Source organism: Citrobacter sp. RHBSTW-00944 (assembly GCF_013615435.1).
Classification (GTDB): Bacteria; Pseudomonadota; Gammaproteobacteria; order Enterobacterales; family Enterobacteriaceae; genus Citrobacter; species Citrobacter braakii.
This window is the reverse complement of sequence record NZ_CP055418.1, coordinates 3,864,735-3,889,655: the sequence shown is the minus strand read 5'-3', so window position 1 is coordinate 3,889,655 and position 24,921 is coordinate 3,864,735. Positions and strand designations below refer to the sequence as shown.

21 protein-coding genes are annotated in these 24,921 nt (G+C 53.1%); 12 read left to right on the top strand and 9 right to left on the bottom strand.

Features of this window, described 5'->3' with window-relative positions:
• Position 1: 1 nt before the first annotated feature.
• From HV334_RS18710 to HV334_RS18690, 5 genes are all read right to left on the bottom strand, one after another.
• Positions 2 to 2,080, bottom strand: coding sequence for an iron ABC transporter permease (locus HV334_RS18710; RefSeq protein ID WP_019076131.1), 2,079 nt, complete (start codon positions 2,078 to 2,080; stop codon positions 2 to 4).
• A gap of 69 nt (positions 2,081 to 2,149) precedes the next feature.
• Entirely contained in the window at positions 2,150 to 3,181 is a 1,032-nt protein-coding gene (locus HV334_RS18705) for an ABC transporter substrate-binding protein (protein ID WP_016151983.1), read from the bottom strand.
• Positions 3,178 to 4,482, bottom strand: a complete 1,305-nt coding sequence (gene uhpC / locus HV334_RS18700; protein ID WP_181220768.1) for an MFS transporter family glucose-6-phosphate receptor UhpC — start codon at positions 4,480 to 4,482, stop codon at positions 3,178 to 3,180. Before uhpC ends, HV334_RS18705 begins: the two co-directional genes overlap by 4 nt.
• 85 nt (positions 4,483 to 4,567) lie before the next feature.
• Positions 4,568 to 6,109: an MASE1 domain-containing protein gene (locus tag HV334_RS18695; RefSeq protein ID WP_016155822.1), complete on the bottom strand. Its 1,542-nt coding sequence runs from the start codon at positions 6,107 to 6,109 to the stop codon at positions 4,568 to 4,570.
• Positions 6,109 to 6,738, bottom strand: coding sequence for a response regulator transcription factor (locus HV334_RS18690; RefSeq protein WP_181221922.1), 630 nt, complete (start codon positions 6,736 to 6,738; stop codon positions 6,109 to 6,111). Before HV334_RS18690 ends, HV334_RS18695 begins: the two co-directional genes overlap by 1 nt.
• Before the next feature lie 256 nt (positions 6,739 to 6,994).
• Between HV334_RS18690 and tauA the strand changes: the two genes are divergently transcribed.
• From tauA to tauD, 4 genes are read left to right on the top strand one after another with little or no spacing between them, the layout of a single operon-like run.
• A complete protein-coding gene (gene tauA, locus HV334_RS18685; protein WP_049042255.1) occupies positions 6,995 to 7,957 on the top strand; it encodes a taurine ABC transporter substrate-binding protein in 963 nt (320 codons plus the stop codon).
• A gap of 14 nt (positions 7,958 to 7,971) precedes the next feature.
• Positions 7,972 to 8,739 carry a taurine ABC transporter ATP-binding subunit gene (tauB, locus tag HV334_RS18680; protein WP_016155825.1) on the top strand — a complete coding sequence of 256 codons (768 nt, stop codon included), beginning with the start codon at positions 7,972 to 7,974 and terminating at the stop codon, positions 8,737 to 8,739.
• Positions 8,736 to 9,566 carry a taurine ABC transporter permease TauC gene (gene tauC, locus HV334_RS18675; protein WP_016155826.1) on the top strand — a complete coding sequence of 277 codons (831 nt, stop codon included), beginning with the start codon at positions 8,736 to 8,738 and terminating at the stop codon, positions 9,564 to 9,566. Before tauB ends, tauC begins: the two co-directional genes overlap by 4 nt.
• Positions 9,563 to 10,414: a taurine dioxygenase gene (gene tauD, locus HV334_RS18670; RefSeq protein WP_047497850.1), complete on the top strand. Its 852-nt coding sequence runs from the start codon at positions 9,563 to 9,565 to the stop codon at positions 10,412 to 10,414. Before tauC ends, tauD begins: the two co-directional genes overlap by 4 nt.
• Positions 10,415 to 10,492: 78 nt before the next feature.
• On the opposite strand, the gene hemB is transcribed toward tauD, so the two are convergent.
• Positions 10,493 to 11,467, bottom strand: a complete 975-nt coding sequence (hemB, locus tag HV334_RS18665) for a porphobilinogen synthase (RefSeq protein ID WP_016151991.1) — start codon at positions 11,465 to 11,467, stop codon at positions 10,493 to 10,495.
• Positions 11,468 to 11,976: 509 nt separating this feature from the next.
• Between hemB and ehaB the strand changes: the two genes are divergently transcribed.
• Both ehaB and iprA read left to right on the top strand, forming a co-directional pair.
• Positions 11,977 to 14,901, top strand: a complete 2,925-nt coding sequence (gene ehaB, locus HV334_RS18660; protein WP_181220767.1) for an autotransporter adhesin EhaB — start codon at positions 11,977 to 11,979, stop codon at positions 14,899 to 14,901.
• An 89-nt stretch (positions 14,902 to 14,990) separates the two neighbouring features.
• The gene (gene iprA, locus HV334_RS18655; protein WP_047497841.1) at positions 14,991 to 15,614 is read left to right on the top strand and encodes a hydrogen peroxide resistance inhibitor IprA; all 624 of its coding nucleotides are present in this window, start codon (positions 14,991 to 14,993) and stop codon (positions 15,612 to 15,614) included.
• Between the two features lies 1 nt (position 15,615).
• Here the strand turns inward: iprA and ampH are convergent, their stop codons facing one another.
• A complete protein-coding gene (gene ampH, locus HV334_RS18650) occupies positions 15,616 to 16,773 on the bottom strand; it encodes a D-alanyl-D-alanine-carboxypeptidase/endopeptidase AmpH (protein WP_047497838.1) in 1,158 nt (385 codons plus the stop codon).
• Between the two features lie 383 nt (positions 16,774 to 17,156).
• On the opposite strand from ampH, the gene sbmA reads away from it, so the two are divergent.
• Together sbmA and HV334_RS18640 are read left to right on the top strand one after the other, a co-directional pair.
• Entirely contained in the window at positions 17,157 to 18,377 is a 1,221-nt protein-coding gene (sbmA, locus tag HV334_RS18645; protein ID WP_049282012.1) for a peptide antibiotic transporter SbmA, read from the top strand.
• Positions 18,378 to 18,393: 16 nt separating this feature from the next.
• Entirely contained in the window at positions 18,394 to 19,497 is a 1,104-nt protein-coding gene (locus HV334_RS18640) for a DUF1615 domain-containing protein (RefSeq protein ID WP_181220766.1), read from the top strand.
• On the opposite strand, the gene HV334_RS18635 is transcribed toward HV334_RS18640, so the two are convergent.
• A complete protein-coding gene (locus HV334_RS18635; RefSeq protein WP_016151998.1) occupies positions 19,482 to 19,805 on the bottom strand; it encodes a DUF2755 family protein in 324 nt (107 codons plus the stop codon). The two genes, HV334_RS18640 and HV334_RS18635, sit on opposite strands and share 16 nt — an antisense overlap.
• A 263-nt stretch (positions 19,806 to 20,068) precedes the next feature.
• On the opposite strand from HV334_RS18635, the gene HV334_RS18630 reads away from it, so the two are divergent.
• Entirely contained in the window at positions 20,069 to 20,290 is a 222-nt protein-coding gene (locus HV334_RS18630; RefSeq protein ID WP_019076140.1) for a DUF2754 domain-containing protein, read from the top strand.
• A gap of 25 nt (positions 20,291 to 20,315) precedes the next feature.
• On the opposite strand, the gene ddlA is transcribed toward HV334_RS18630, so the two are convergent.
• The gene (gene ddlA, locus HV334_RS18625) at positions 20,316 to 21,410 is read right to left on the bottom strand and encodes a D-alanine--D-alanine ligase (protein WP_181220765.1); all 1,095 of its coding nucleotides are present in this window, start codon (positions 21,408 to 21,410) and stop codon (positions 20,316 to 20,318) included.
• Between the two features lie 301 nt (positions 21,411 to 21,711).
• Between ddlA and HV334_RS18620 the strand changes: the two genes are divergently transcribed.
• The 3 genes from HV334_RS18620 (at position 21,712) to phoA (ending at position 24,920) form a co-directional block, all read left to right on the top strand.
• Entirely contained in the window at positions 21,712 to 22,908 is a 1,197-nt protein-coding gene (locus HV334_RS18620; RefSeq protein ID WP_046275379.1) for a multidrug efflux MFS transporter, read from the top strand.
• A 249-nt stretch (positions 22,909 to 23,157) separates the two neighbouring features.
• Complete coding sequence (locus HV334_RS18615) at positions 23,158 to 23,400, top strand: sigma-S stabilization anti-adapter protein IraP (protein ID WP_016152002.1); 243 nt, start codon at positions 23,158 to 23,160, stop codon at positions 23,398 to 23,400.
• 104 nt (positions 23,401 to 23,504) lie between these two features.
• Positions 23,505 to 24,920: an alkaline phosphatase gene (phoA, locus tag HV334_RS18610; protein WP_181220764.1), complete on the top strand. Its 1,416-nt coding sequence runs from the start codon at positions 23,505 to 23,507 to the stop codon at positions 24,918 to 24,920.
• Position 24,921: the final 1 nt, after the last annotated feature.

The window sequence follows — 24,921 nt, the reverse complement described above, 5'->3', positions numbered from 1 at the left end:
ATTACGCCTGGTTTTTGGCTTTTGAACGGGAGGTACGTGATTCACCGATCAGCCAGTCAAAGATGAAAATAATCGCCAGCATCACCACGATTAAAATAGAACCGTAGGCAATCGCCACGCCGTATTCGCCGTCTTCTACGCGGTTCAGGATGTAGGCCGTGGCCACGCGGGTATCCGGCGTGACGAGGAACACAATGGCGCTGACGGTGGTAATGGCGCGCACAAAGCTGTAGATCAGCGCTGAGAGGATCGCCGGGCGCAGCAGCGGCAACAGGATGTGCGTAATGGTGCGCAGGGAACCGGCACGCAGACTGAGCGAGGCTTCATCCAGCGATTTATCGATTTGGCCTAAGCCCGCAATGCCCGCCCGGATACCGACCGGGACGTTACGCATCACCATTGAGATAATCACGATGGCGGCGGTGCCGGTGAGGTATACCGGGGCGCTGTTAAAGGCCAGAATGTACGATACGCCCGCTACGGTGCCCGGAACGGCAAAGCACAGCATAGTGGTGAACTCGATGGTCTTTTTGCCTTTAAACTGCTGACGCACCACAACCCATGCGATCAGCAGGCCAAAGATAGCGGTGATCGGCGCGGCAATCCCGGCGTAGAGCAGGGTGTCGAGCAGTGAAGGCCACGCGCCGTCGCTCATTCCCTGACCGAACAGTTTGGTAAAGTTGGCCAGCGTCAGGGTGTAGTCCACGCCCCAGTTAACGGTGAAACTGCCGTAGAAAATGCTGCCGTAGAGCAGGGCGTTAAAGGCAATCCACACCGCCAGCAGCGCGACCACGCTCCATACCAGCGTTACCGGCAGCGGCTGCACGTCGCCCCGATAGGATTTACCGGAAACGGTGACGTACGAGCGTTTACCAATCCACATGTACTGCACGCAGAACACCAGCAGCGAGAACAGTAACAGGAAGGCACCCAGCGTACTGGCGGCCTGGTAGTCGAGCTGGGAACCGGTGATGTAGAAGTAGATTTGCGTTGCCAGCACGTCGAAGTTACCGCCAAGCACCAGCGGGTTACTGAAGTCGGCCAGCGACTGCACCACCACAATTAAAAAGGCGTTTGCCAGCGCCGGTTTTAGCAGCGGGACAAACACGCCGTTAAAGGTTTGCCAGCGGCTGGCGCGCAGGGTGTATGACGCCTCCTCCAGCGACGGATGAATGGTTTTGATCGCCCCGTCGAGGATCATAAACGCCATCGGAGTGAAGGCCAGCACCTGCGCCAGCCAGATGCCGGTAAAACCGTACAGCCAGTTGGTGTTGGTCAAACCAAACCATTCGACCATAAATTCGGTGATGTAACCGGAGCGCCCCATCATCAGCGTTACGCCTAAACCCACAACAAACGGCGGGGTGACGATCGGCAGAATCGAGAAAATACGTCCGATAATGGCGCTGCGTTTCGCAATACGGGTGGTGTAGATAGCCAGCACCAGGCCAAAGAAGGTACAGCCGACGCCGACGGCAATCGACAGCATAATCGAGTTGAGGATCACCTGAATGATATGCGCCTGCGACAGCACATTCATAAACGCCAGCGGAGCAAATTCCCCGGCGTCGTTGGTGAACATCGGAATGAAAATAGCGATACTTGGCCAGACGATAAAAATACCGATCAGCGCGACAATCGCGGTGAGCGAGCCGATGACGAAACGGTCGCCGCCCAGCCATTCCAAACGGGTGAGCGCCAGGGTCATGATCGCGCCAAGTGCCACAAACAGCACGATGGTGGCATAGCCTAAGCCGCGTCCCTCAATAGTCGCGCTGGCGACGATAAACGCCATACAGAAAAACGCCCAGCCCGCGTCAAAATAATGGCGGCTGCGCTGTTCGCGTCTGGCTTCATGGAACGGGCGCACCAGCAGCAGGCTTGGCAGCAGATACCAGAGCCAACTGATATTGAACTGTGACCAGCCGTAGGCGGCGAGAATTTCTTCGCGCGTCGATTCCAGCAGACCGTAGTCCAGGCTCCAGCTCGGCAGCAGGGCAAACGCCAGCCAGCCGAGTAAAATCCAAAGAAATATCGCATCCCGTTTTTTCACGGGATGGAGTGCAAGTGTGTGTGACATAGCGGTTCCGGTATTTCAGGCCGGATATGGCGTTGAGGCCGTATCCGGCAAATGAACGCAAATCTGGGGTTATTTACCCATCTTCACTTCGCTGACCCACTTATTGATCAGGGCTTTACGCACGTCGGTCGAGCCGTACTTATCCATGTCGTAATTGATAAGCTTCAGGTCGTCGAGCTTCAGCGAGTTAGGGGACGTCTCGGCGGTGGTGTTGGTCAGGATCTGATAGGATTTACCTTTCTTCCACGCCAGCTCCTGCGCGTCTTTCGACAGTACCCAGTCAACGAACAGTTTGGCGTTATCTAGGTTGCGCGCGCCTTTCAGGATGCTGACACCGCCGATTTCATAACCGGTACCTTCGCACGGTGAGACAAGTTCCAGCGGTGCGCCCTGTTCTTTTTCCAGTGAGTAGTCGTGCAAGAAACCGATGCCGATAGCCGTTTCGCCACGGGCGGCGTTACGCGCCGGGGCAATGCCGGATTTGGTGTACTGGGAGACGTTGGCGTTGAGCTGTTTCAGGTAGTCAAAGGCCTGATCTTCCCCCCACAGTTGGGCAAAGGTCGCCAGTGCGGTATAGGCGGTACCGGAGCTTTGCGGATCAGCAATCTGGATTTCGCCTTTGTATTCCGGTTTGGTCAGATCCTTCCAGCATTTTGGCACCGGTAGGTTTTTCTCTTTCAGGCGCTGGGTATTGACGCCAAAGCCCAGAATACCGACATAAACCGCCGAGGATAGGTTGCCCTTCACTTTTGCCGGATCGCGGAACTTCTCCATGATTTGTTCGAGGTTTGGTGATTTATACGGCTGCAGCAAGCCCATTTCACCGGCCTGAGACTGTGGATCCAGCGTACCGCCGTACCAGACATCCGCTTGCGGGTTTTTCTTCTCGGCATCCACTTTCGCCAGCGTACTGCCTGAGCCGTTGCGAATGAATGAAGTCTTCACATCATATTTTTCACCGAAGGCTTTGGTTTCGGTTTCGCACATTTCGTTGGTAGCGCTGCAATACACCACCAGACGACCCTGCGCCTGAGCTGCACTGCTGAAGGCTGCCAGCGTCAGAGCGGAGGCAATTAGGGTAGAGGTAAGCGTCAGTTTCATTGTTTTATCCTTTGACTGAGAGAAGGGGGAATGCCCGCAATGAGCAATGGCATCAGCAATAAACCCATAAAGACAGCGGCAACCGAGAGCAAACTGAACATTCCCGACCAGCCGTAGTGTTCTATGACCAGCGACAGCGGCCAACCCGCCAGCGCGGCCCCCAGATAGGCGAACAGCCCGAGAAAACCAGTAATTGAACCTGCTGCCGCCTTATGTCCGCATTCCACGGCCGCGAGGCCAATTAGCATCTGTGGGCCAAACACAAAAAAGCCCACGGTAAAGAAACACACTGCCAGTAGCGCGTAGTGGTGCACCGGCGCCAGCCACAGCGCGGCGACGGAGACCATCAGCCCCAGTGTGAACAGCAAAATCATTGGCTCACGCTGACCGCTGAACAGCAGATCCGAACCCCATCCGGCAAACAGCGCCCCCAGCAAGCCGCCGACTTCAAACAGCATTACTGTGGCATTGGCGCTGAGCAGGTTCACACCGTGGCTTTCCGTCAGCCAGATGTTGCCCCAGTCGTTGAGCGCTATGCGGATCAAATAGACCAACACATATGACACGCCGAGTAGCCAGATCATCGGGTTCTTCAGCATGGTGGTGCGTAACATTTGCCACAGTCCCATCGGCGGGCTTTGCTGCTCCTGACGCAACTCCAGCGGGTCTTGCCGCCATTCCCCAACCGTGGGTAAGCCTTCTTCCCGGGGCGTGCCTTTCAGTTGCAGGGTGAGCCAGATGCCTAACGCCATGCTGATTATCCCCGGAGCCAGCATGGCTGCCTGCCAACCCCACCAGTGGGCGGCAAAGACGCTAATCAGCGGGATGATGGCCCCACCGATGTTGATCGACATATTCCAGCAGCCCCACCAGAAGCCGCGTTCGTTGCGCGAGTACCAGTGGGTCAATAGTCGGGCGCAGGGCGGCCAGCCCCAGCCCTGAAAAAATCCGTTCAGCGTCCAGACCACCAGGAGCAGCGTCAGCGATTCACCAAAGGCGAACAGCACGTTTAAAACGCCGGTGGCAAACAGGCCAATGCCCATAAACGCGCGCTGTCCGTGGCTGTCGTGCCATAGCCCGGCGGTGAATTTTGACAGGCCATAGGTCAGATAAAACAGCGATCCCAGCAGGCCGATATCGCCTTTATCCAGACTCAGATCCGTTTGCAGCGCCGGGAGGACGTAGTTAACACTTTTGCGCGTCAGATAAAACGCGGCGTACCCAATCACCATACACATCAGCAGCCGGGGGCGTAGCGCCCGGTATTGTTGGTCTGTTTCGCGTGATGCACGTGCATGCATGGCAGCCTCCGTTTGTGCTGACTATAGGAAAGTGAAAGCAAAATGGGATGAGATAAAGTCCGCAGTGACTAAGACTTTTTCCTGGTTAACGGCTGATTTGTTGCAAATTTGTGGGCAGGTTAACAATTACCCGCGTGCCGTTGTTCGATTCGAGCGTCAGTTCGCCGCCAAGGGCGCTGACCCGCTCACGCATCCCCTGGATACCGAACCCGGGGATTTTCTCCGCGAGAATACCTACACCGTTGTCAGCGACGTGCAGAAATACGCGGTGTTCCTGCTGGCGCAGCGTAATCGACACTTCGCTGGCGTCGGCATGTTTACAGACGTTATTGAGCAACTCCTGCAGCAGGCGATACAGTGTGAAACGCACCGTTTCATTTTCTGGCGTATTTTCAAGCTGATAGTCAAACCAACAGCGAATGCCGCGTTCGGCAAAGGCAAATTCATTCACCAGATGATGCAGTGCATCTTTAAAGGCCAGTTCATCGAGCGCGGGCGGTCGTAGCTGGCGCAGCAGTTGGCGGGTGGAGTGGTGAATGCGCCGGGCAAGGTCGTTGATCTGATTTGCCGCTTCAAGCGTTTGCTCGCGACCCGGCGCGCGCTTGACCAGTTGCGACTGAATTTGAATGGCGGTGATGTTCTGACCAATTTCGTCGTGTAGCTCCCGCGCCAGGCTTTTGCGCGTATTTTCCTCGGTGCGGATCAGTTGTTCGGTCAGCGCGCGTCGCGCTGCCAGTTCGGCTTCCAGACGCTGGCGATAATGGTGCAGGTTTTGCGCCAGATGCTGCTGGCGGCTGATAGCGATCCCCAGCCCTATGCCCAGCAGCGCCTGGGTGGCGAGGAAAATCTCCAACTCCAGTAAATTGCTGAACCCGACGCCGATTTGCCGGGCGATGGTGATCATCATACTGCCGAGCAGTCCGGACAACACGCCGCCCTGCCAGCCAAATTTCCACGCCATCACCACGTTTGGTAAGAACACCACGATTAGCAGCAGGCGCTCGATCTCCGGTGACAGCACCATCTGGGTACCTATGCCGATAATGAAAAACAGACTACACCAGATGATAAGCGAGGTACGCAGGGGGGGATTGGTGGTATCCAGTCCGAGCAAATGATAGCGGTGCTGCTGGCGCAGAAATTCATAGATCAGATAGACAAACGGCGTCAGCAGTACGCCACCAGTAAACGATGCCAGGCCAATTAACGTTGCCGGGCTTTGGATAAACGGTGAAAGCAGGAGGGTATTGAGCAATGACGTGATCGTCACCGCGGCCAGCAGCAGCGTTAAGCGCTGCCAGTAAAGGGGGAAGCGGTGCCAGTATGACTGGCCGATACTCGCCGGGATCAGGCTAATCAACGGCGCAGCCAGCAGGATATAGCCATTCACTAATTGCTCGCTGTGCAGCCAGAACAGCATCAGCACCGGCGGCAGTACCAGCGCGGGCCAGTAACGGCGAGAAAGCAGGATTAGCAGGGCGAGATAGACGCCGTGCGGCAGGAATAGCGCTGCCTGCTGGCCGTTGTGGGTCAGGTAAAACCCCAGCGTCCACAGCATCAGCCAGCCCGATCCCCAGGCCAGCAGAATAAACAGAGAAATAACCCAATGACGAAGGCTGCGTGACATTAATGCCCCGTCAGCAACTGGTGGTCGAGTGCAAAATGCACCAGATCGATGGTGCTGTGGCATTGCAGTTTGCCCAGCACGTTCGCACGATGAACGTGCACCGTTTTATGGCTGAGGTCGAGCTTGAAGGCGATCTCTTTTACGCTGTCGCCTTTGACCAGCAGATCAAACACTTCGCGCTCGCGCGGGGTCAATACCTCCAGTACCTGCGCGGGCTGTTCGCCGCCGCGTAGCGCCCGTAGCGCGTCGGCGCACAGGTAATGCCCGCCCGTACCAACCGATCGTACCGCCTGCACCAGTTCCTCCGGTCCGCAACGTTTGGTCAGATAACCGCTGGCACCGGCATCCAGTGCGCTTTGCACAAACGTGGGTGAGTCATAGATGCTGAGAATAATGGCACGAAAACCGGGCTTTTGCGCCCGCAGTCGTTTTAACAGGCTCAGGCCATTTTCATCCGGCATGGCGATATCCATTACCGCAACGTTGACGTCATCATGCAGTAATGCTGGCCACGCCTGGGCCGCGCTGCTGTACTGGCCAGCAACGTTGAGATCGTCTTCGAGACTGAGTAATTGCGCAAAGCCGGAACGCACCACCACATGGTCATCCACCAGCACAACATGAATCATGATCTTGCTCTCTTGCCTGACAATGGCATCTATGATGCCTGCCAGCGCCGCGCTGGCAATCCCCGTGGCGCGGATATGTAACGAATGTAACAAAATCGCAATAATTTGCCGGCCTGCAATCAAATGCATTTCCGGGCTAAGCATTGCCGCTTTTTTTCTAAAAACAGATCGCTATTAGCCAGAATTTTTAATTCCTTTATCAAATTGTGCCGCAACGAAATACTGCCCCCATAACAAGACAGGGGAGCAGACAATCATGGCTATTTCATCGCGTAACGCACTACTTGCCGCACTGGCATTCATCGCATTTCAGGCACAGGCGGTGAACGTCACCGTTGCTTATCAGACCTCCGCTGAACCCGCTAAAGTGGCGCAGGCGGATAACACCTTTGCTAAAGAGAGCGGGGCTACCGTTGACTGGCGCAAATTCGACAGCGGTGCGAGCATCGTCCGTGCGCTGGCATCCGGTGATGTGCAGATCGGTAATCTTGGCTCCAGCCCGCTGGCGGTCGCTGCCAGCCAGCAGGTGCCTATTGAGGTTTTCCTACTGGCGTCAAAACTCGGCAATTCTGAAGCGCTGGTGGTGAAGAAAAACATCAGTAAACCGCAAGATTTGATTGGTAAGCGCATTGCCGTGCCGTTTATTTCCACTACCCATTACAGCCTGCTGGCGGCGTTGAAACACTGGGGTATCAAAGCAGGGCAGGTGGAGATTGTGAACCTGCAGCCACCCGCGATTATTGCCGCCTGGCAGCGCGGAGATATTGATGGTGCTTATGTCTGGGCGCCTGCGGTAAACGCGCTGGAAAAAGATGGCAAGGTATTAACCGACTCATCGCAGGTTGGCGAGTGGGGCGCACCGACGCTGGACGTGTGGGTGGTGCGCAAAGATTTTGCCGAAAAGCATCCTGAGGTGGTGAAAGCCTTTGCCAAAAGCGCCATCGACGCCCAGCAGCCTTATATCGCTAATCCCGATGAATGGCTGAAGCAGCCGGAGAATATCAGCAAACTGTCGCGTTTGAGTGGCGTACCGGAGGCGGATGTGCCGGGCCTGGTGAAAGGTAACACCTATTTGACGGCACAACAGCAAACCGCTGAGCTAACCGGCCCGGTGAATAAAGCGATTATCGACACCGCGCAGTTCCTCAAAGAGCAGGGCAAAGTCCCCGCCGTCGCGACGGATTACAGCCAGTATGTGACCGATCGCTTCGTGCAATAAATAAGGAGGCGCTGATGCTGCAAATCTCTCATCTTGCCGCCAGCTACGGTGGAAAACCGGTGCTGGAAGATATCAACCTGACGCTCGATAGTGGCGAACTGCTGGTGGTACTCGGACCTTCTGGTTGCGGAAAAACCACGCTGTTAAATCTGATTGCCGGGTTTGTGCCGTATCAGCATGGCAGCATTATGCTGGCGGGCAACAAAGTTGAAGGTCCAGGCGCAGAGCGCGGGGTTGTGTTCCAGAACGAAGGCCTGCTGCCCTGGCGCAACGTGCAGGACAACGTGGCCTTCGGGCTGCAACTGGCGGGGATGGAGAAGCCCCAACGTCAACGAATCGCGCGGGAGATGTTGCAGAAAGTTGGGCTGGAGGATGCGGGAAAACGTTTTATCTGGCAGCTCTCTGGTGGTCAGCGTCAGCGCGTCGGCATTGCGAGGGCGTTGGCTGCCAACCCGCAGCTGTTGTTGCTGGATGAACCCTTTGGCGCGCTCGACGCCTTTACCCGCGAGCAGATGCAAACCCTGCTGCTGAAGTTGTGGCATGAGACTGGCAAACAGGTGCTGTTGATTACCCACGATATTGAAGAAGCCGTTTTTTTGGCAACGGAGCTGGTATTGCTGTCGCCAGGCCCTGGCCGGGTACTGGAGCGTCTGCCGCTGAATTTCGCTCGTCGCTTTGTGGCCGGAGAGCCGAGCCGCAGCATTAAGTCCGACCCGCAGTTTATCGCCATGCGCGAGTATGTGTTAGGTCGTGTCTTTGAACAACGGGAGGCATTCTCATGAGCGTGGTGATTAATGATAAACCCCGTCGCCAGCGCGCGCTGAATTGGCGCTGGCCGTTCTCGCGGCAGATTACCTTAAGCTTCGGTACGCTGGTCGTCATTCTGGCTGTGTGGTGGACGGTGGCGGCGCTGCAGTTAATCAGTCCGCTGTTTTTACCCCCGCCGGGCCAGGTTTTGCAAAAACTGATGGTTATTGCCGGGCCGCAGGGGTTTATGGATGCCACGCTGTGGCAGCATCTGGCGGCGAGCCTGACGCGTATTGTTATCGCGCTGCTGGCGGCGGTACTGCTCGGCGTTCCGGTTGGGATCGCTATGGGGCTGAGTCCGACGATGCGCGGCATTCTCGATCCGATCATTGAACTGTATCGTCCGGTTCCGCCATTGGCCTATTTGCCGCTGATGGTGATCTGGTTTGGCATTGGTGAGACCTCCAAGATCCTGCTGATCTATCTGGCGATTTTCGCCCCTGTAGCGATGTCGGCGCTGGCGGGGGTTAAAAGCGCGCAGCAGGTGAGAGTGCGTGCCGCACAGTCGCTGGGAGCCAGCCGTACGCAGGTGCTGTGGTTTGTTATTTTGCCGGGGGCATTGCCGGAGATACTCACAGGGTTGCGTATCGGGCTTGGCGTGGGCTGGTCGACGTTGGTGGCAGCAGAGCTGATTGCCGCCACGCGAGGTTTAGGATTTATGGTGCAGTCAGCCGGTGAGTTTCTGGCAACGGATGTGGTGCTGGCGGGGATCGCGGTGATTGCCGTTATCGCGTTTATTTTAGAACTGGGTCTGCGCGCGCTTCAGCGCCGCCTGACGCCCTGGCATGGAGAAGTACAATGAGTGAACGTCTGAGCATTACCCCGCTGGGGCCGAACATTGGCGCACAAATCACCGGTGCGGATTTGACGCGCCCGCTGAGCGATAATCAGTTTGAACAGCTTTATCACGCCGTACTGCGCCATCAGGTGGTGTTTCTGCGTGAGCAGGTGATTACGCCGCAACAACAGCGGGCGCTGGCGCTGCGTTTTGGCGATCTGCATATTCACCCTGTCTATCCGCATGCCGAAGGGGTTGAAGAGATTATCGTGCTGGATACTCATAACGATAATCCGCCGGATAACGACAACTGGCACACCGATGTGACCTTTATCGACACGCCGCCAGCGGGCGCGATTCTGGCGGCAAAAGAGCTGCCATCGACCGGGGGAGACACCCTGTGGACCAGCGGGATTGCCGCTTATGACGCATTATCTGAGCCGTTTCGCCAGTTGCTGAGCGGCCTGCGGGCAGAGCATGATTTTCGTAAATCCTTCCAGGAATATAAATACCGCCAGACGCCAGAGGAGCATCAGCGCTGGCTGGAGGCGGTGGCAAAGCATCCGCCCCTGCTGCATCCGGTGGTGCGCACGCATCCAGTGAGCGGGAAGCAGGCGCTGTTCGTGAATGAAGGATTTACCACGCGAATTGTCGATGTGACGGAAAAAGAGAGCGAGGCGTTACTGCGCTTTTTGTTCGCGCATATCACTAAACCGGAGTTCCAGGTGCGCTGGCGTTGGCAGCCCAACGATGTGGCGATTTGGGATAATCGCGTGACGCAGCATTATGCGAATGCGGATTATCTGCCCCAGCGGCGCATTATGCACCGGGCGACAATTTTGGGAGACAAGCCGTTTTTTCGGGCGGGATGATTATCGGAGACGCTTCATTTACCGGGCCTACGACCTGTAGGTCCGGTAAAGCGAAGCCGTCATTAGGCAACAAAGTGATTAGCGCAGGATTTTTTTCTCAGCCAGATCCAGTGCGAAGTAGCTGAAGATCAGATCCGCGCCAGCGCGTTTGATCGAGCCTAAGCTTTCCAGCACCACTTTCTCTTCATCTATTGCACCCGCGAGGGCTGCAAACTTGATCATCGCGTATTCACCGCTGACCTGATAAGCGCCAATCGGCAGCTCGGTGCGCTCGCGGATATCGCGCAGAATATCGAGGTATGCGCCAGCCGGTTTGACCATCAGGCAGTCTGCGCCCTGGGCTTCATCCAGCAGCGATTCGCGGATCGCTTCCCGACGGTTCATCGGGTTCATCTGATAGGTTTTACGATCGCCTTTCAGCGCGGTACCTGCGGCTTCACGGAATGGGCCATAGAAAGAAGAGGCAAATTTGGTGGAGTAGGACATGATCGCGGTATCGGTAAAGCCCGCGGCATCCAGCGCCTGGCGAATCGCCTGCACTTGGCCGTCCATTGCGGCGGAAGGGGCGATGAAATCTGCGCCCGCAGCGGCGGCAACGACCGCCTGTTTGCCGAGATTGGCAAGGGTTAAATCGTTATCAACGCCGTGCTCGCATAATACGCCGCAGTGACCGTGCGAGGTGTATTCACAGAAGCAGGTGTCGGACATGACGATCATCTCCGGTACGGTCTGCTTACAGATACGCGACATGCGCGCCACCAGACCGTCTTCTTTCCAGGCATCGCTGCCGGTGTCATCGGTGTGATGAGAAATGCCGAAGGTCATGACCGAGCGGATGCCTGCATTCGCAATGCGTTCAATTTCGCGCGCCAGGTGCTTCTCTGGAATGCGCATCACGCCGGGCATGGCCTCGATAGCTTTGTAATCGTCGAGTTCTTCTTCAACAAAGATCGGCAACACCAGGTCATTTAAGCTGAGTGTTGTCTCTTCAAACATAGCGCGCAGCGCAGGTGATTTGCGCAGGCGGCGAGGGCGTTGGATTAGGTCTGTCATGGTATGCCTGATGTTTGTGGAATCGAAGGCCGTAGTATACCCGAACCTGAGGGTGGGTGGTTTACGAAAGTTGGCGTTATATCTGGATTTTCCATGGTGGAAGGCTGAATCATTAGAGCAATTTATTCACATTTATGGCAAATTATTCATATTCATTATTTTGTTTGTTTCTATTTTATTATTTTAAATATCGATGCGTTTATTTTTATAGATGTGGAAATAATTCCATTTCATTTATTGTTTATTTGTTTAGGTGAGTGCTAAGTTATTTATTAATTATATGTTTCAGAAATATCTTGTGAGATATTTCATTGAAAGAATGAGTTTTTTTGTCTTTTGTGTCAGAGGCGAGGGTATTCGTAGTGTTGTCCGGTTTCGGACGACTAGCAAAGAATAATTGAACCTTTCCTTTGTGAAACCGCATAATCGTCCCCGCGAAACATAAAATGTTTTCTTTGCATTGATAATTGATGGATCAACTATATTACGTCCCTGAGGAGGGATGACAAATGCACACATGGAAAAAGAAACTTGTAGTCTCACAATTAGCATTAGCCTGTACTTTGGCAATCACTTCTCAGGCGAATGCTTCTACTGATATTTCTGGGGCGACGTACACAACGTTCACCCATTATAATGACGCATCACATGTTGATGACGTTTACTTCGATGGCTATGTCGGTTGGAACAATTACGGCACTGATAGTATTTATAACGGTGATATTTATCCGGTAATCAATAACGCTACTGTCAACGGCGTTATTTCTACTTATTATCTGGATGATGGACTGTCAACCAACGGCAATTATAACAGCCTGACGATTAAAAACAGTACCATTCACGGTATGGTGACATCCGAATGTATGACCACGGATTGTACTAACCGTACGGGTACCGACTATTACTACGATCGTCTGGCGATGAACGTCATCAACTCCACTATCGATGACAACTACGAACATTATACCTACAACGGTACCTATAATGACGTGGCTGATACGCACGTTGTCGACGTTTATAACCTGGGTACGGCTATCACTCTGGATCAAGAAGTTGATCTGTCTATCACCAACAACTCTCACGTTGCGGGTATTACCCTGACTCAAGGTTATGAGTGGGAAGATATTGACGATAATACCGTCATCACCGGCGTAAACAGCGGCGAAGTGTTTAACAACACTATCGCTGTTACCGACTCTACCCTGACCTCCGGTTCCTGGTCTGATGAAGGAAGATCCGGCTGGTTTGGTAACACCAGCAATGCGAGCGACTACAACGGTAACGGTTGGAACGCGAATGATATCGCATTGGCGGTTATTGCTCATCCCGATGCAGATAACGCGATGCAGACCACCGCCACGTTTGATAACGCTACGCTGATGGGCGATGTGCTGTTCTCCAGCAACTTTGATGAGAACTTCTTCCCGAACGGTGCTGATACTTACCGAGATACCGATGCCGATCTGGATACCAACGGCTGGGATGGTACTGACCGTCTGGATCTGACCCTGAACCACGGCAGCAAGTGGGTTGGTGCGGCAATGTCCGTCCATCAGGTTGACGTTGATGGTGATGGCGTTTACGAAAGCTATGCTGAGGGCACTGAAGCCACTGCTACGCTGATTGATATCGCTGCCAACAGCTTGTGGCCTTCTTCAACCTACGGTATCGATAGCGACACAACCTCTTATGACGAAAATGGTCATGTGGTTGGCAATACCGTTTATCAGAGCGGTCTGTTCAACGTGACGCTGAACGGCGCTTCCCAGTGGGATACCACCAAAACTTCTCTGATTGACACTCTGAGCATCAACAGCGGTTCCGTTGTCAACGTGGGTGATTCTGCGCTGGTTTCTGACTCCATCACTCTGACCGGTGCTTCCGCACTGAACATCAATGAAGATGGTCGTGTTGCGACTAATACGCTGTCTATTGACAACAGTACCGTAACGATTGCTGATGATGTCTCTGCAGGCTGGAATGTGCTTAATGCCGCGCTGTATGCCAATACCATTAACGTCACCAACAACGGCGTTCTGGATGTGGGCAACAGCACCGGAAACGCGCTGCAGGTTGATACCCTGAATCTGACCAGCTACACCGACGCTTACAACCATGTTAATGCGGGTGTTTTCGACATCAACAGCGCTAACTATGTGTTGAATGCTGACCTGACCAACGATCGTACCAACGATACGCGCCAGGCTAACTACGGTTATGGCGTGATCGCGATGAACTCTGATGGTCATCTGACTATCAACGGTAACGGCGATTCCGACACCTCAGGCGATCAGTCTGAAGTTGATAACTACGGTGATCACGTAGCAGCGGCAACCGGTAACTATAAAGTTCGCATCGATAACGCCACTGGCGCAGGTTCTGTTGCTGATTACAACGGTAACGAGCTGATCTACGTTAACGACACGAACAGCACCGCAACCTTCTCTGCAGCCAACAAAGCAGACCTGGGTGCTTACACCTATCAGGCTCAGCAGCAGGGTAACACCGTTGTTCTGCAGCAGATGGAGCTGACCGACTACGCGAACATGGCGCTGAGCATTCCGTCTGCCAACACCAATATCTGGAACCTGGAACAAGACACCGTTGGTACTCGTCTGACTAACGCGCGTCATGGCCTGGTAGATAACGGTGGTGCATGGGTGAGCTACTTCGGCGGCAGCTTCGATGCGGATAACGGCAACATTAACTATGATCAGGATGTTAACGGCATCATGGTCGGTGTTGATTCCAAAATCGATGGTAACAACGCTAAGTGGATTGTCGGTGCTGCGGCAGGCTTCGCGAAAGGTGACATGAGTGATCGTACCGGTCAGGTAGATCAGGATAGCCAGACTGCCTATATCTACTCTTCTGCTCGTTTTGTGAACAACATCTTTGTTGACAGTAACTTAAGCTACTCCCACTTCAACAACGATCTGTCTGCCAGCATGAGCAACGGTCAGTATGTTGATGGCAGCACCTCTTCTGATGCCTGGGGCTTTGGCTTGAAACTGGGTTATGACCTGAAGCTGGGTGACGCAGGTTACGTAACCCCTTACGGTAGCGTATCCGGTCTGTTCCAGTCTGGTGATGACTATAAACTGAGCAACGACATGAAAGTTGACGGTCAGTCTTATGACAGCATGCGTTATGAACTTGGTGTAGATGCAGGTTATACCTTCGCCTACAGCGATGACCAGGCGTTGACCCCGTACTTCAAACTGGCCTACGTTTACGACGACTCTAACAACGATTCTGATGTAAACGGTGATTCTATCGACAACGGCGTAGAAGGTTCTGCGGTACGCGTTGGGCTGGGTACTCAGTTCAGCTTCACCAAGAACTTCAGCGCGTACACCGATGCTAATTACCTCGGTGGCGGTGATGTCGATCAAGACTGGTCTGCAAACGTTGGTGTTAAATATACCTGGTAACAACTTTCTCGCAGAGAAATAAAAGGTAATTTAATTTAGAATAATGCCCGTCACGGATTTGACGGGCATTTATTGCAAGGAATGCGCACATGCTATCTTCAAATAAACCTCTTCTTGAGTTTGGTAAGCTTGATAAATGTTTAGCGAAATATGGTAAACACTTTGAGTGTGAGAACGATAAAGAAATAATTTATTCCGGTGATATTAATAGTGATGATACTTTCGTTATTTTAAGTGGTGTTGTTTCCTTGCGTAGAGGGGAAAGCGTGCTGGTCGGGATTGCACAGGCACCTTTTATTATGGGCCTTTCTGATGGCGTGATGAAAACAGATGTACAATACAAATTAATAACCGAAAGTAATTGTACAGGATACCACCTGCCTGCTTCGCAAACGATAAATATAATTGAACAATGCCAGCTTTGGCGTGAAGCCTTTTGCTGGCTGGCATGGCAAAACTCCATGTTTGAGTTGCGCGATCTGCAACTGATCGGCAATAACTCCTACGATCAGATCCGCGCGACGCTGATATCCATGACAAAATGGGACGACGTACTGCGTTCGCGTATCGGCGTCATGAACTATATTCACCAACGCACGCGAATTTCACGCTCAGTTGTCGCTGAGGTTCTCGCGGCATTGCGTAAAGGTGGTTACATTGAAATGAATAAAGGCAAACTGGTGAGCATTAACCGTTTGCCTTTTGAGTATTAAGTCAGGATGCAGGAATAACCTGCGGTTTGTTCCCGCTCAGCTCAGCAACCAGATCGTTGATACCGTCGCTCATATTGGTAAAGCGGGTTAGCGGAGAGCGGGTCACCACGATAAATGCCCCGACGTTTTGCTGCGGGATCATCGCCATATAGGTAATGAAGCCGCCGCCGCCACCGGTTTTTTGAATAATTCCCGGTCGCCCATTTTTCGGCGCCATATAGACCCAGCCCAAACCCAGCGCATCGGCTCTACCCGGAACATCCATCCCTATCACTTTTGTTAACTGCGTACGCTGATAAATCAGCGTCTGCATACGGTCGGCCTGCTGGCTACGATGGTAAAAATCAGATGAGAGATACTGCTGCATCCAGCGCATCATATCGCCGGGCGTTGAATAAACACCGCCGCTGCCCATTGCCGCCAGGGTATTGTTGCAAGGACTGGCGCCTTTTTCCGCGACCATCAGGCGTCTGCATTGATCGGGGGATGGGGTAAAGGTGGTGTCTTTCATCCCCAGCGGACGGGTAATTTTTTCTTCAAACAGCTGCGGATAAGGCTTTCCGGATGCGGTTCCTAGCGCATCGGCCAGCAGGTCAAACGCCAGGTTGGAATAAGAAGCCTGCGAGCCCGGTGCGGTTTTAAGCGTGGCGGTTGAGAGATAGCTCCAGCGCTGTTCACGGGTTGGCCAGACAAACACTGGGCGCTTCGCCGCACCGCCAGGCTGTTCGCGCGGCAGCGCGCTGGTATGCGTCGCCAGATTCACCAGCGTAATCGGCGTGCCCTGATAAGTTGGCACGCGCGCGCCAGGCGGCGCATATTTGCTCAATGGATCGTTGAGTTTAACCGTACCCTGATCGAGTAATTTCACCAGCATTTCGCTGGTCATTAATTTAGTAATAGAGGCAATTCGAATAACGGAATCCAACTGCGGATGGACGTTATTGCCAGGGCGTGTTTCGCCGAAGCTGCGAAATACGCGCTGGTTACCATCAATCACCACGAGCGCCATCCCCGTAGCACCGCTGCCGTAAAATATATGGTCGGCATAACGATCGACGATATCAGAGGCGAAGACCGGATCGGTTATAGGCTGTGCCGCCTGGACAGATGTCAATGACGCCGCACACAGCGCGGCAGAAAAAAGCAGACTACGTTTCAACGGTGGTGTCCATGAGTTAGAGAAAGTGAAAAAGGATGTCGTGCGTATGCGTATTTATACTACTCATCGGCGTATTGCAAAGCGCTTATCAGCCAATGATAGTGTGAAAAACGTAACGATGAGTAAACGCGAGCGTTTCCCGGATTACGGATGTTCGCTTTTGTGATCTCACGCTGTGATAATCTGCACTTGCTGGAACGTTGTCGAGTGTGAAAATCACAGAAACAATTCTTCATACCCGGGTGCGAACTAAGTGCCGCGGTTTTGGTCACACTTGTCGGTTTCAGCTTGTGTTTTTGGGCGTAAGCCGTCTGGCCGCCGCACTCCACGGTGGCAAATACACAGCAGTCGTCATAACGATAAGAAGTTAGCAGGAGAGCACTATGTTTAAGTCTTTTTTCCCAAAGCCGGGGCCGTTCTTTATTTCGGCATTTATTTGGGCACTGGTCGCCGTTGTATTCTGGCAAGGAGGTGGGGGAGCCTGGGTTGCGCATATTACCGGCGCGTCGGGAGACGTACCGATTAGCGCGGCCCGATTCTGGTCACTGGATTACCTGATTTTTTATGCGTATTACATCCTTTGTGTTGGTGTGTTCGCGCTGTTCTGGTTTATCTACAGCCCGCACCGCTGGCAGTACTGGTCCATACTGGGCACGTCGCTGATTATTTTCGTGACCTGGTTTCTGGTTGAAGTTGGCGTCGCCGTCAACGCCTGGTATGCGCCATTCTATGATCTGATTCAGTCCGCGTTGAGTGCGCCGCATAAGGTGAAGATTGAGCAGTTCTATCATGAAGTAGGCATCTTTCTTGGCATTGCGCTGATTGCCGTGGTCATTGGGGTGATGAACAACTTCTTCGTTAGCCACTATGTATTCCGCTGGCGTACCGCAATGAACGAACACTATATGGCGCACTGGCAGCATCTGCGTCATATTGAAGGCGCGGCGCAGCGTGTGCAGGAAGATACCATGCGTTTTGCCTCCACGCTTGAAAATATGGGGGTCAGCTTTATCAATGCGATTATGACGCTGATTGCCTTCTTACCTGTCCTGGTCACACTCTCAGCCCATGTGCCGGACCTGCCCATTGTTGGACATGTTCCTTATGGCCTGGTGATTGCCGCGATTGTCTGGTCGCTGATGGGAACCGGCTTGCTGGCGGTAGTCGGCATCAAACTTCCGGGGCTGGAGTTTAAAAACCAGCGCGTGGAAGCGGCCTACCGTAAAGAACTGGTTTACGGTGAAGATGACGCTAATCGTGCGACCCCGCCGACGGTGCGTGAACTGTTCCATGCGGTGCGCCAGAACTACTTCCGCCTCTATTTTCACTATATGTACTTCAATATCGCCCGCATTCTATACCTGCAGGTTGATAACGTTTTCGGCTTGTTCCTGCTGTTCCCGTCGATTGTTGCCGGTACGATTACGCTCGGCCTGATGACGCAAATCACCAACGTGTTTGGCCAGGTGCGCGGTTCGTTCCAGTATTTGATTAACTCCTGGACAACGTTAGTCGAACTGATGTCTATTTATAAGCGTCTGCGCAGCTTTGAACGTGAGCTTGATGGCCAGGATATTCAGGAAGTTACCCATACGCTTAGTTAATAAAAAAGGAGATGTTATGTCGACGGTTTCCCGTCTTTACCCCTTGTCCGGTCTGGCCGCTCTGGTGCTGGTGGGATGTAGTAGCCAACCCGCGCAGCCGCTAAAAAAAGGGGAGAAAGCCGTCGATGTGGCGAGCGTGGTGCGCCAGAAAATGCCCGCCAGCGTGAAAGACCGGGACGCATGGGCGCAGGATTTAGCGAAGACGTTTGAAAGCCAGAAGCTGGCGCCGACGGTTGAAAATATCTGTTCGGTGCTGGCGGTTGCGCAACAGGAGTCAAACTATCAGGCGGATCCGGCCGTTCCAAACTTAAGTAAAATCGCCTGGAAAGAGATCGACCGGCGCGCCGAGCGTATGCATATCCCGCAGTTTGTGGTGCATACCGCACTGAAGATTAACTCGCCAACGGGGAAAAGCTACAGCGAGCGTCTGGATACGGTGAAAACGGAAAAACAGCTTAGCGCCATTTTTGATGATTTTATCAATATGGTACCGATGGGGCAGACGCTGTTTGGTTCGCTTAATCCGGTACATACCGGTGGGCCAATGCAGGTCAGTATCGCGTTTGCCGAACAGCACGCCGATGGGTATCCGTGGAAAATGGCGGGAACAGTTCGTCAGGAAGTGTTCAGCCGCCGCGGTGGGCTGTGGTTCGGTACGTATCATCTGCTTAACTACCCGGCGAATTACAGCGCGCCAATCTTCCGTTTCGCCGATTTCAATGCGGGATGGTATGCCAGCCGCAATGCAGCTTTCCAGAATGCGGTCAGTAAAGCCAGCGGAGTGAAGCTGGCGATGGATGGTGACTTGATTCTCTACGGCAGCAGCGAGCCGGGCAAAACCGAGCTGGCGGTACGTAAACTGGCCGGAAAGCTGGGGATGAGCGAGAGTGAGATCCACCGTCAACTGCAAAAAGGTGACAGCCTGGCCTTTGAGGATACCGCGCTGTACGAGAAGGTCTATAAGCTGGCGGAGGCGAAGACTGGGAAAGCGCTACCCCGTGAAATGCTGCCAGGCATTCAGCTGGAAAGCCCGAAGATTACACGTAATCTGACCACCGCGTGGTTTGCGAAACGCGTGGACGATCGTCTGGCGAAATGTATGGGTCAGTCATCGTTATGATGACGGCGGCGCCAGCGCACGAATGCCGCGATGGCGCCAAGAATCAGACTTCCGGCAAGGAAAGGGACCAGCCCAAAAAGGGTACCGACGCCTAAGCCAATTTCAACTCGTGGGCGTCCTGTCTCTTGCATTTGCAACTGCATCAGCTGTTCATAGATGCCGGGAGCGTGGGCCAACAGATTTAAAACCTGCGCGCCTGCCCAAAAGCAAAACAGCACAAATACGGCATACGCAATGTTGCCGGGCAGGGAGGAGGTATCCCGATGCTTGCCCTTAAACAGGGATTTTGAGAGCGTAAAATCAGCCATAAAGACCTCCGGAAATAACCTGCTTTTTTGACGTGATGCCTGGAACTGACAGTGAGTCTGACAGGTGATCGGCAATGTCAATATCAGAATGATGGTAATTTCAGGTAGAGATTATTCCTGGATCTCGGTTTTTTGCTGATTGTCACAATTAAGTAACCTTAAGTGAAATCAAGTTACATTTCAGAAATTCCGCACAGGCCACAGACGTCTATGAGGAAATGTGCGAGGATGCGCTTTCACGTTGTATTTCCACCGGAGCCGTTATGAACCTGCCTGTTAAAATCCGCCGAGACTGGCACTACTATGCCTTCGCTATTGGGCTCATCTTTATTCTGAACGGTGTGGTCGGCTTACTGGGTTTTGAAGCGCAGGGATGGCAGACCTATGCGGTGGGGTTGGTGACGTGGGTGATTAGCTTTTGGCTGGCCGGATTAATTATCCGTCGCCGCGTGGAAGATGAAGAAGAAGCAAAGGATGCCCAATAGCTATCGATCAGGCATCCAGGCGGGTTTACATACTGGTTTTCAACGCGCTATCCGCCGCATGACGTTCCAGCGCCAGTTCGATCAGGCGAGTGATCAAATCGGTATAGCCTAAGCCGCTCGCCTGCCACAATTTTGGATACATGCTGATGTTGGTAAAGCCCGGCAGCGTGTTGATCTCATTGATCACAACATCGTTCTCTGCGGTTAAGAAAACGTCCACGCGCGCCATGCCGGCGCAGCCCAGCGCCTGATAAGCCTGAATGGCAATGCCGCGGATCTTATCGTTCACTTCCGGTGCGATCGCTGCCGGAACAACCACTTTGGCACCGTTATCGTCAATGTATTTGGTGTCGTAAGCGTAAAAATCACTGTTCAGCACGATCTCGCCACAGGTACTGGCCTGCGGTTGATCGTTGCCCAGCACCGCGCATTCGATCTCGCGGCCCTTGATCCCTTGTTCCACCACGACTTTATGGTCGAATTCAAATGCCAGCGCGACGGCCTGATCGTATTGCGCCTCGCTGGTCACTTTACTGACGCCAACGGACGAGCCCTGGTTGGCTGGTTTTACAAACAGCGGCAGGCCAAGGCGGGATTCCACCTCGGCAAAGCTGATGCGGTTGCGATTGGCGCGAGTGAGCGTAATAAATGGCGCGATGTTTAATCCGGCATCGCGCAGTAGACGTTTGGTCACGTCTTTATCCATACAGGCCGCAGAACCCAGGACATCAGAACCGACGAACGGCAGATTCGCCACGCGCAGCATACCCTGCAGAGAGCCATCTTCACCCAACGTGCCGTGTACGATCGGGAAAATAACATCGACCGTTGGCAGTGGCTGACCGTTTTGCGCATCGATCAACTGGTGCTCTTGTTTACCCGGGACCTGAGCCAGGCTGGTCGCGGAAGGACGCAGCGCAATATGCGCTGGATCATCTGAATTGAGCAGATAGTTACTGGCATCGCTAATGTGCCATTGTCCTTGCTTATCAATACCTAACAGCACAACGTCAAAGCGAGTCTTGTCGATGGCATCGACAATATTTTTTGCCGATTGCAATGACACTTCATGTTCCGCTGATTTACCACCAAATACGATTCCTACCCGCAACTTTGCCATCTTAAAAACCCATTCCATGAATGCAAAGCACATACATTACCACGACAAAACGCAGGTTTCCTCGGCTTCTGGCAGATTGTTTTGATGGGCAACAGAGGAACAGATAAGCGCAAACGCGCAGAACGGACGCGGAGCATAAACCCCTGCTGATATTGTGGGGTTGATGTGAGGTATATCACAAATATGATGAGCGGGAAGATAAAATCCTAAACTGTGATATATCGCACCTGTGGACCCTTATTTTGCTAAGTAATTTGTTAAGCTAATCACAGTTTTCAGCTACTTATCGTTATGAGTCCCTATGGAATCCTGGAGAGTCAACCTCATTTCCGTATGGTTCGGTTGCTTTTTCACCGGCCTGGCAATCAGCCAAATCCTACCTTTTTTACCGCTCTATATCTCCCAACTGGGGGTAAGCTCCCATGAAGCACTCTCAATGTGGTCCGGCTTAACGTTTAGCGTCACCTTCCTGATTTCAGCCATCGTCTCTCCGATGTGGGGGAGTTTAGCCGACCGTAAAGGACGCAAGCTGATGCTGCTGCGGGCCTCTTTGGGCATGGCGATTGCGATTTTACTGCAGGCCTTTGCCACTAACGTCTGGCAGCTTTTTCTGCTGCGTGGGGTCATGGGGTTAACGTCTGGCTATATTCCCAATGCGATGGCGCTGGTAGCCTCACAGGTTCCGCGCGAACGCAGCGGGTGGGCGCTGAGTACGCTCTCGACGGCGCAAATTAGCGGCGTTATTGGCGGACCACTGATGGGGGGCTTTATTGCCGACCACGTTGGCTTACGGGCGGTATTCTGTATTACCGCGGCCTTGCTGGTAGTGAGTTTTCTGGTCACGCTGTTCTTAATCAAAGAAGGTGTGCGCCCGACAATCAAAAAAAGCGAACGCCTGAGTGGGAAGGCCGTCTTTGCCTCGCTGCCTTATCCGGCGCTGGTGATCAGCCTGTTTTTTACTACGATGGTGATCCAGTTGTGTAACGGCTCAATTGGGCCGATTCTGGCGCTGTTTATTAAATCAATGGTCCCAGACAGTTCTAATATTGCTTTTCTCAGCGGGCTGATTGCTTCGGTTCCGGGCATCTCGGCGCTGATTTCTGCGCCCCGGCTAGGTAAATTAGGCGATCGTATTGGGACCGAGCGGATTTTAATGGCAACGTTAATCTTCGCCGTCGTGTTGTTTTTCGCCATGTCATGGGTCACTACGCCGTTGCAGTTGGGGATCTTACGTTTTCTGCTCGGCTTTGCCGATGGCGCGATGTTGCCCGCGGTGCAGACGCTGCTGGTGAAATACTCCAGCGACCAGATAACCGGGCGCATTTTTGGTTATAACCAGTCATTTATGTATCTCGGCAACGTAGCCGGGCCATTAATGGGGGCAACGGTTTCGGCAATGGCGGGCTTTCGCTGGGTGTTTATTGCCACGGCGTGCATTGTGCTTATCAACATTTGGCAACTGGCTATCGCGTTGCGACGTCGGCGCTGCGCACGCTGAGTACCTGATTAACAACGCTGCCCGTCAGCGTTGTTAATCCATCATTATGCATTTATATATCCAGGTGATTATTAATCCCTTTATCCTTTTATATGGAGAAATTCTGCGCTAAGACTCATTCTCCCTTATTTTGTGTTGTGATTGTTTTCGCAAAACGTTTTATTTCTTATGAAAATACAACTTTCATCCTCTAGGCAGTTGTGAGTCTTAATGATAACGTGGCCTATATTTGGTTAAGGGAATACGTAAATGAAAAATCTCGTTACTGAGTTGTTACTTAAGCTCGCCCAAAAAGAAGAAGAGTCGCAAGAACTGACGGCGCAGGTTGAAACGCTGGAGCAGGTAATCATCGAAATGCTGCGCAATATGACGTGTAACGATCGGCAAATATTTATTCGCCAAATTGAAGGGGCTTTGGCTGGAGAAGGCCGTATGCCTGCGTTTCTGACCAACGTTCATAACGCTGGCGAGAGTGTGCCAAAAGCGTTTTGAGTAATCCGTGGTGCGTCATCCACAAATTATCATAAAAGTGTCACATCAAATACTTATAGTCGCTTTGTTTTAATTTTACCGTATTTATACATGGAGAAAATAAAGTGAAACAAAGCGCACTCGCTATTGCCCTGTTACCTTTGCTGTTTACCCCGGTTATTAATGCAGAAACCTCTGCCATAGCGGTTATGGATAATCGTGCCGCTCAGGGTGATATCACCACGCCGGGCGGCGCCCGCCGATTGTCTGCCGATCAAACGGCGGCTCTGCGCGAATCTCTGAGCGATAAACCTGCCAAAAATATTATTTTATTGATTGGCGATGGGATGGGTGACTCAGAAATAACGGCCGCGCGAAATTATGCCGAAGGCGCAGGCGGCTTTTTTAAAGGAATTGATGCTTTACCGTTGACCGGACAATACACGCACTATGCGTTGGATAAGAAAACGGGTAAACCCGATTATGTGACGGATTCTGCGGCATCCGCGACGGCGTGGACCACCGGTGTGAAAACCTATAATGGTGCGCTGGGCGTTGATATTCATGAAAAAGAACACGCCACAATTCTTGAAATGGCAAAAGCGGCGGGGCTGGCAACGGGCAACGTTTCTACCGCTGAATTGCAGGATGCTACCCCGGCGGCGCTGGTTGCCCATGTGACTTCGCGTAAGTGCTATGGCCCAGGCGTGACAGGTGAAAAATGCCCAACCAATGCGCTGGAAAAAGGCGGTAAAGGGTCCATCACCGAACAATTACTGAATGCCAGGGCTGACGTTACGCTGGGCGGCGGGGCAAAAACGTTTGCGGAAACCGCTGCGGCAGGCGAGTGGCAGGGTAAAACGTTGCGTGAACAAGCCCTGGCCCGCGGTTATCAGATGGTGAGTGATACCGCGACGCTGGCGGCGATTACCGAAGCTAATCAGGATAAACCGCTGCTGGGCCTGTTCTCTGATGGCAATATGCCCGTGCGCTGGGAAGGTCCGAAAGCGTCTTATCATGGCAATCTGGATAAGCCGGTTGTGACCTGTACGCCAAATCCAAAGCGTGACGACAGCGTGCCAACGCTGGCGCAGATGACGGATAAAGCGATTGAGTTGTTAAGCAAAAATGAGAAAGGTTTCTTCCTGCAAGTGGAAGGGGCGTCAATCGATAAACAGGACCACGCCGCCAACCCGTGCGGACAGATTGGCGAAACGGTCGATCTGGACGAAGCGGTACAGCGCGCGCTTGCCTTTGCGAAGAAAGATGGCAACACCCTGGTGGTGGTAACCGCTGACCACGCACATGCCAGCCAGATTGTCGCGCCGGATACCAAAGCACCAGGCCTGACCCAGGCGCTGAACACCAAAGATGGCGCGGTTATGGCCATCAGCTACGGCAACTCTGAAGAGGAATCTCAGGAGCACACCGGCAGCCAACTGCGAATTGCAGCCTATGGCCCGCATGCGGCGAATGTGGTCGGCCTGACCGATCAAACCGACCTGTTTTACACCATGAAAGCGGCGTTAGGACTGAAATAAC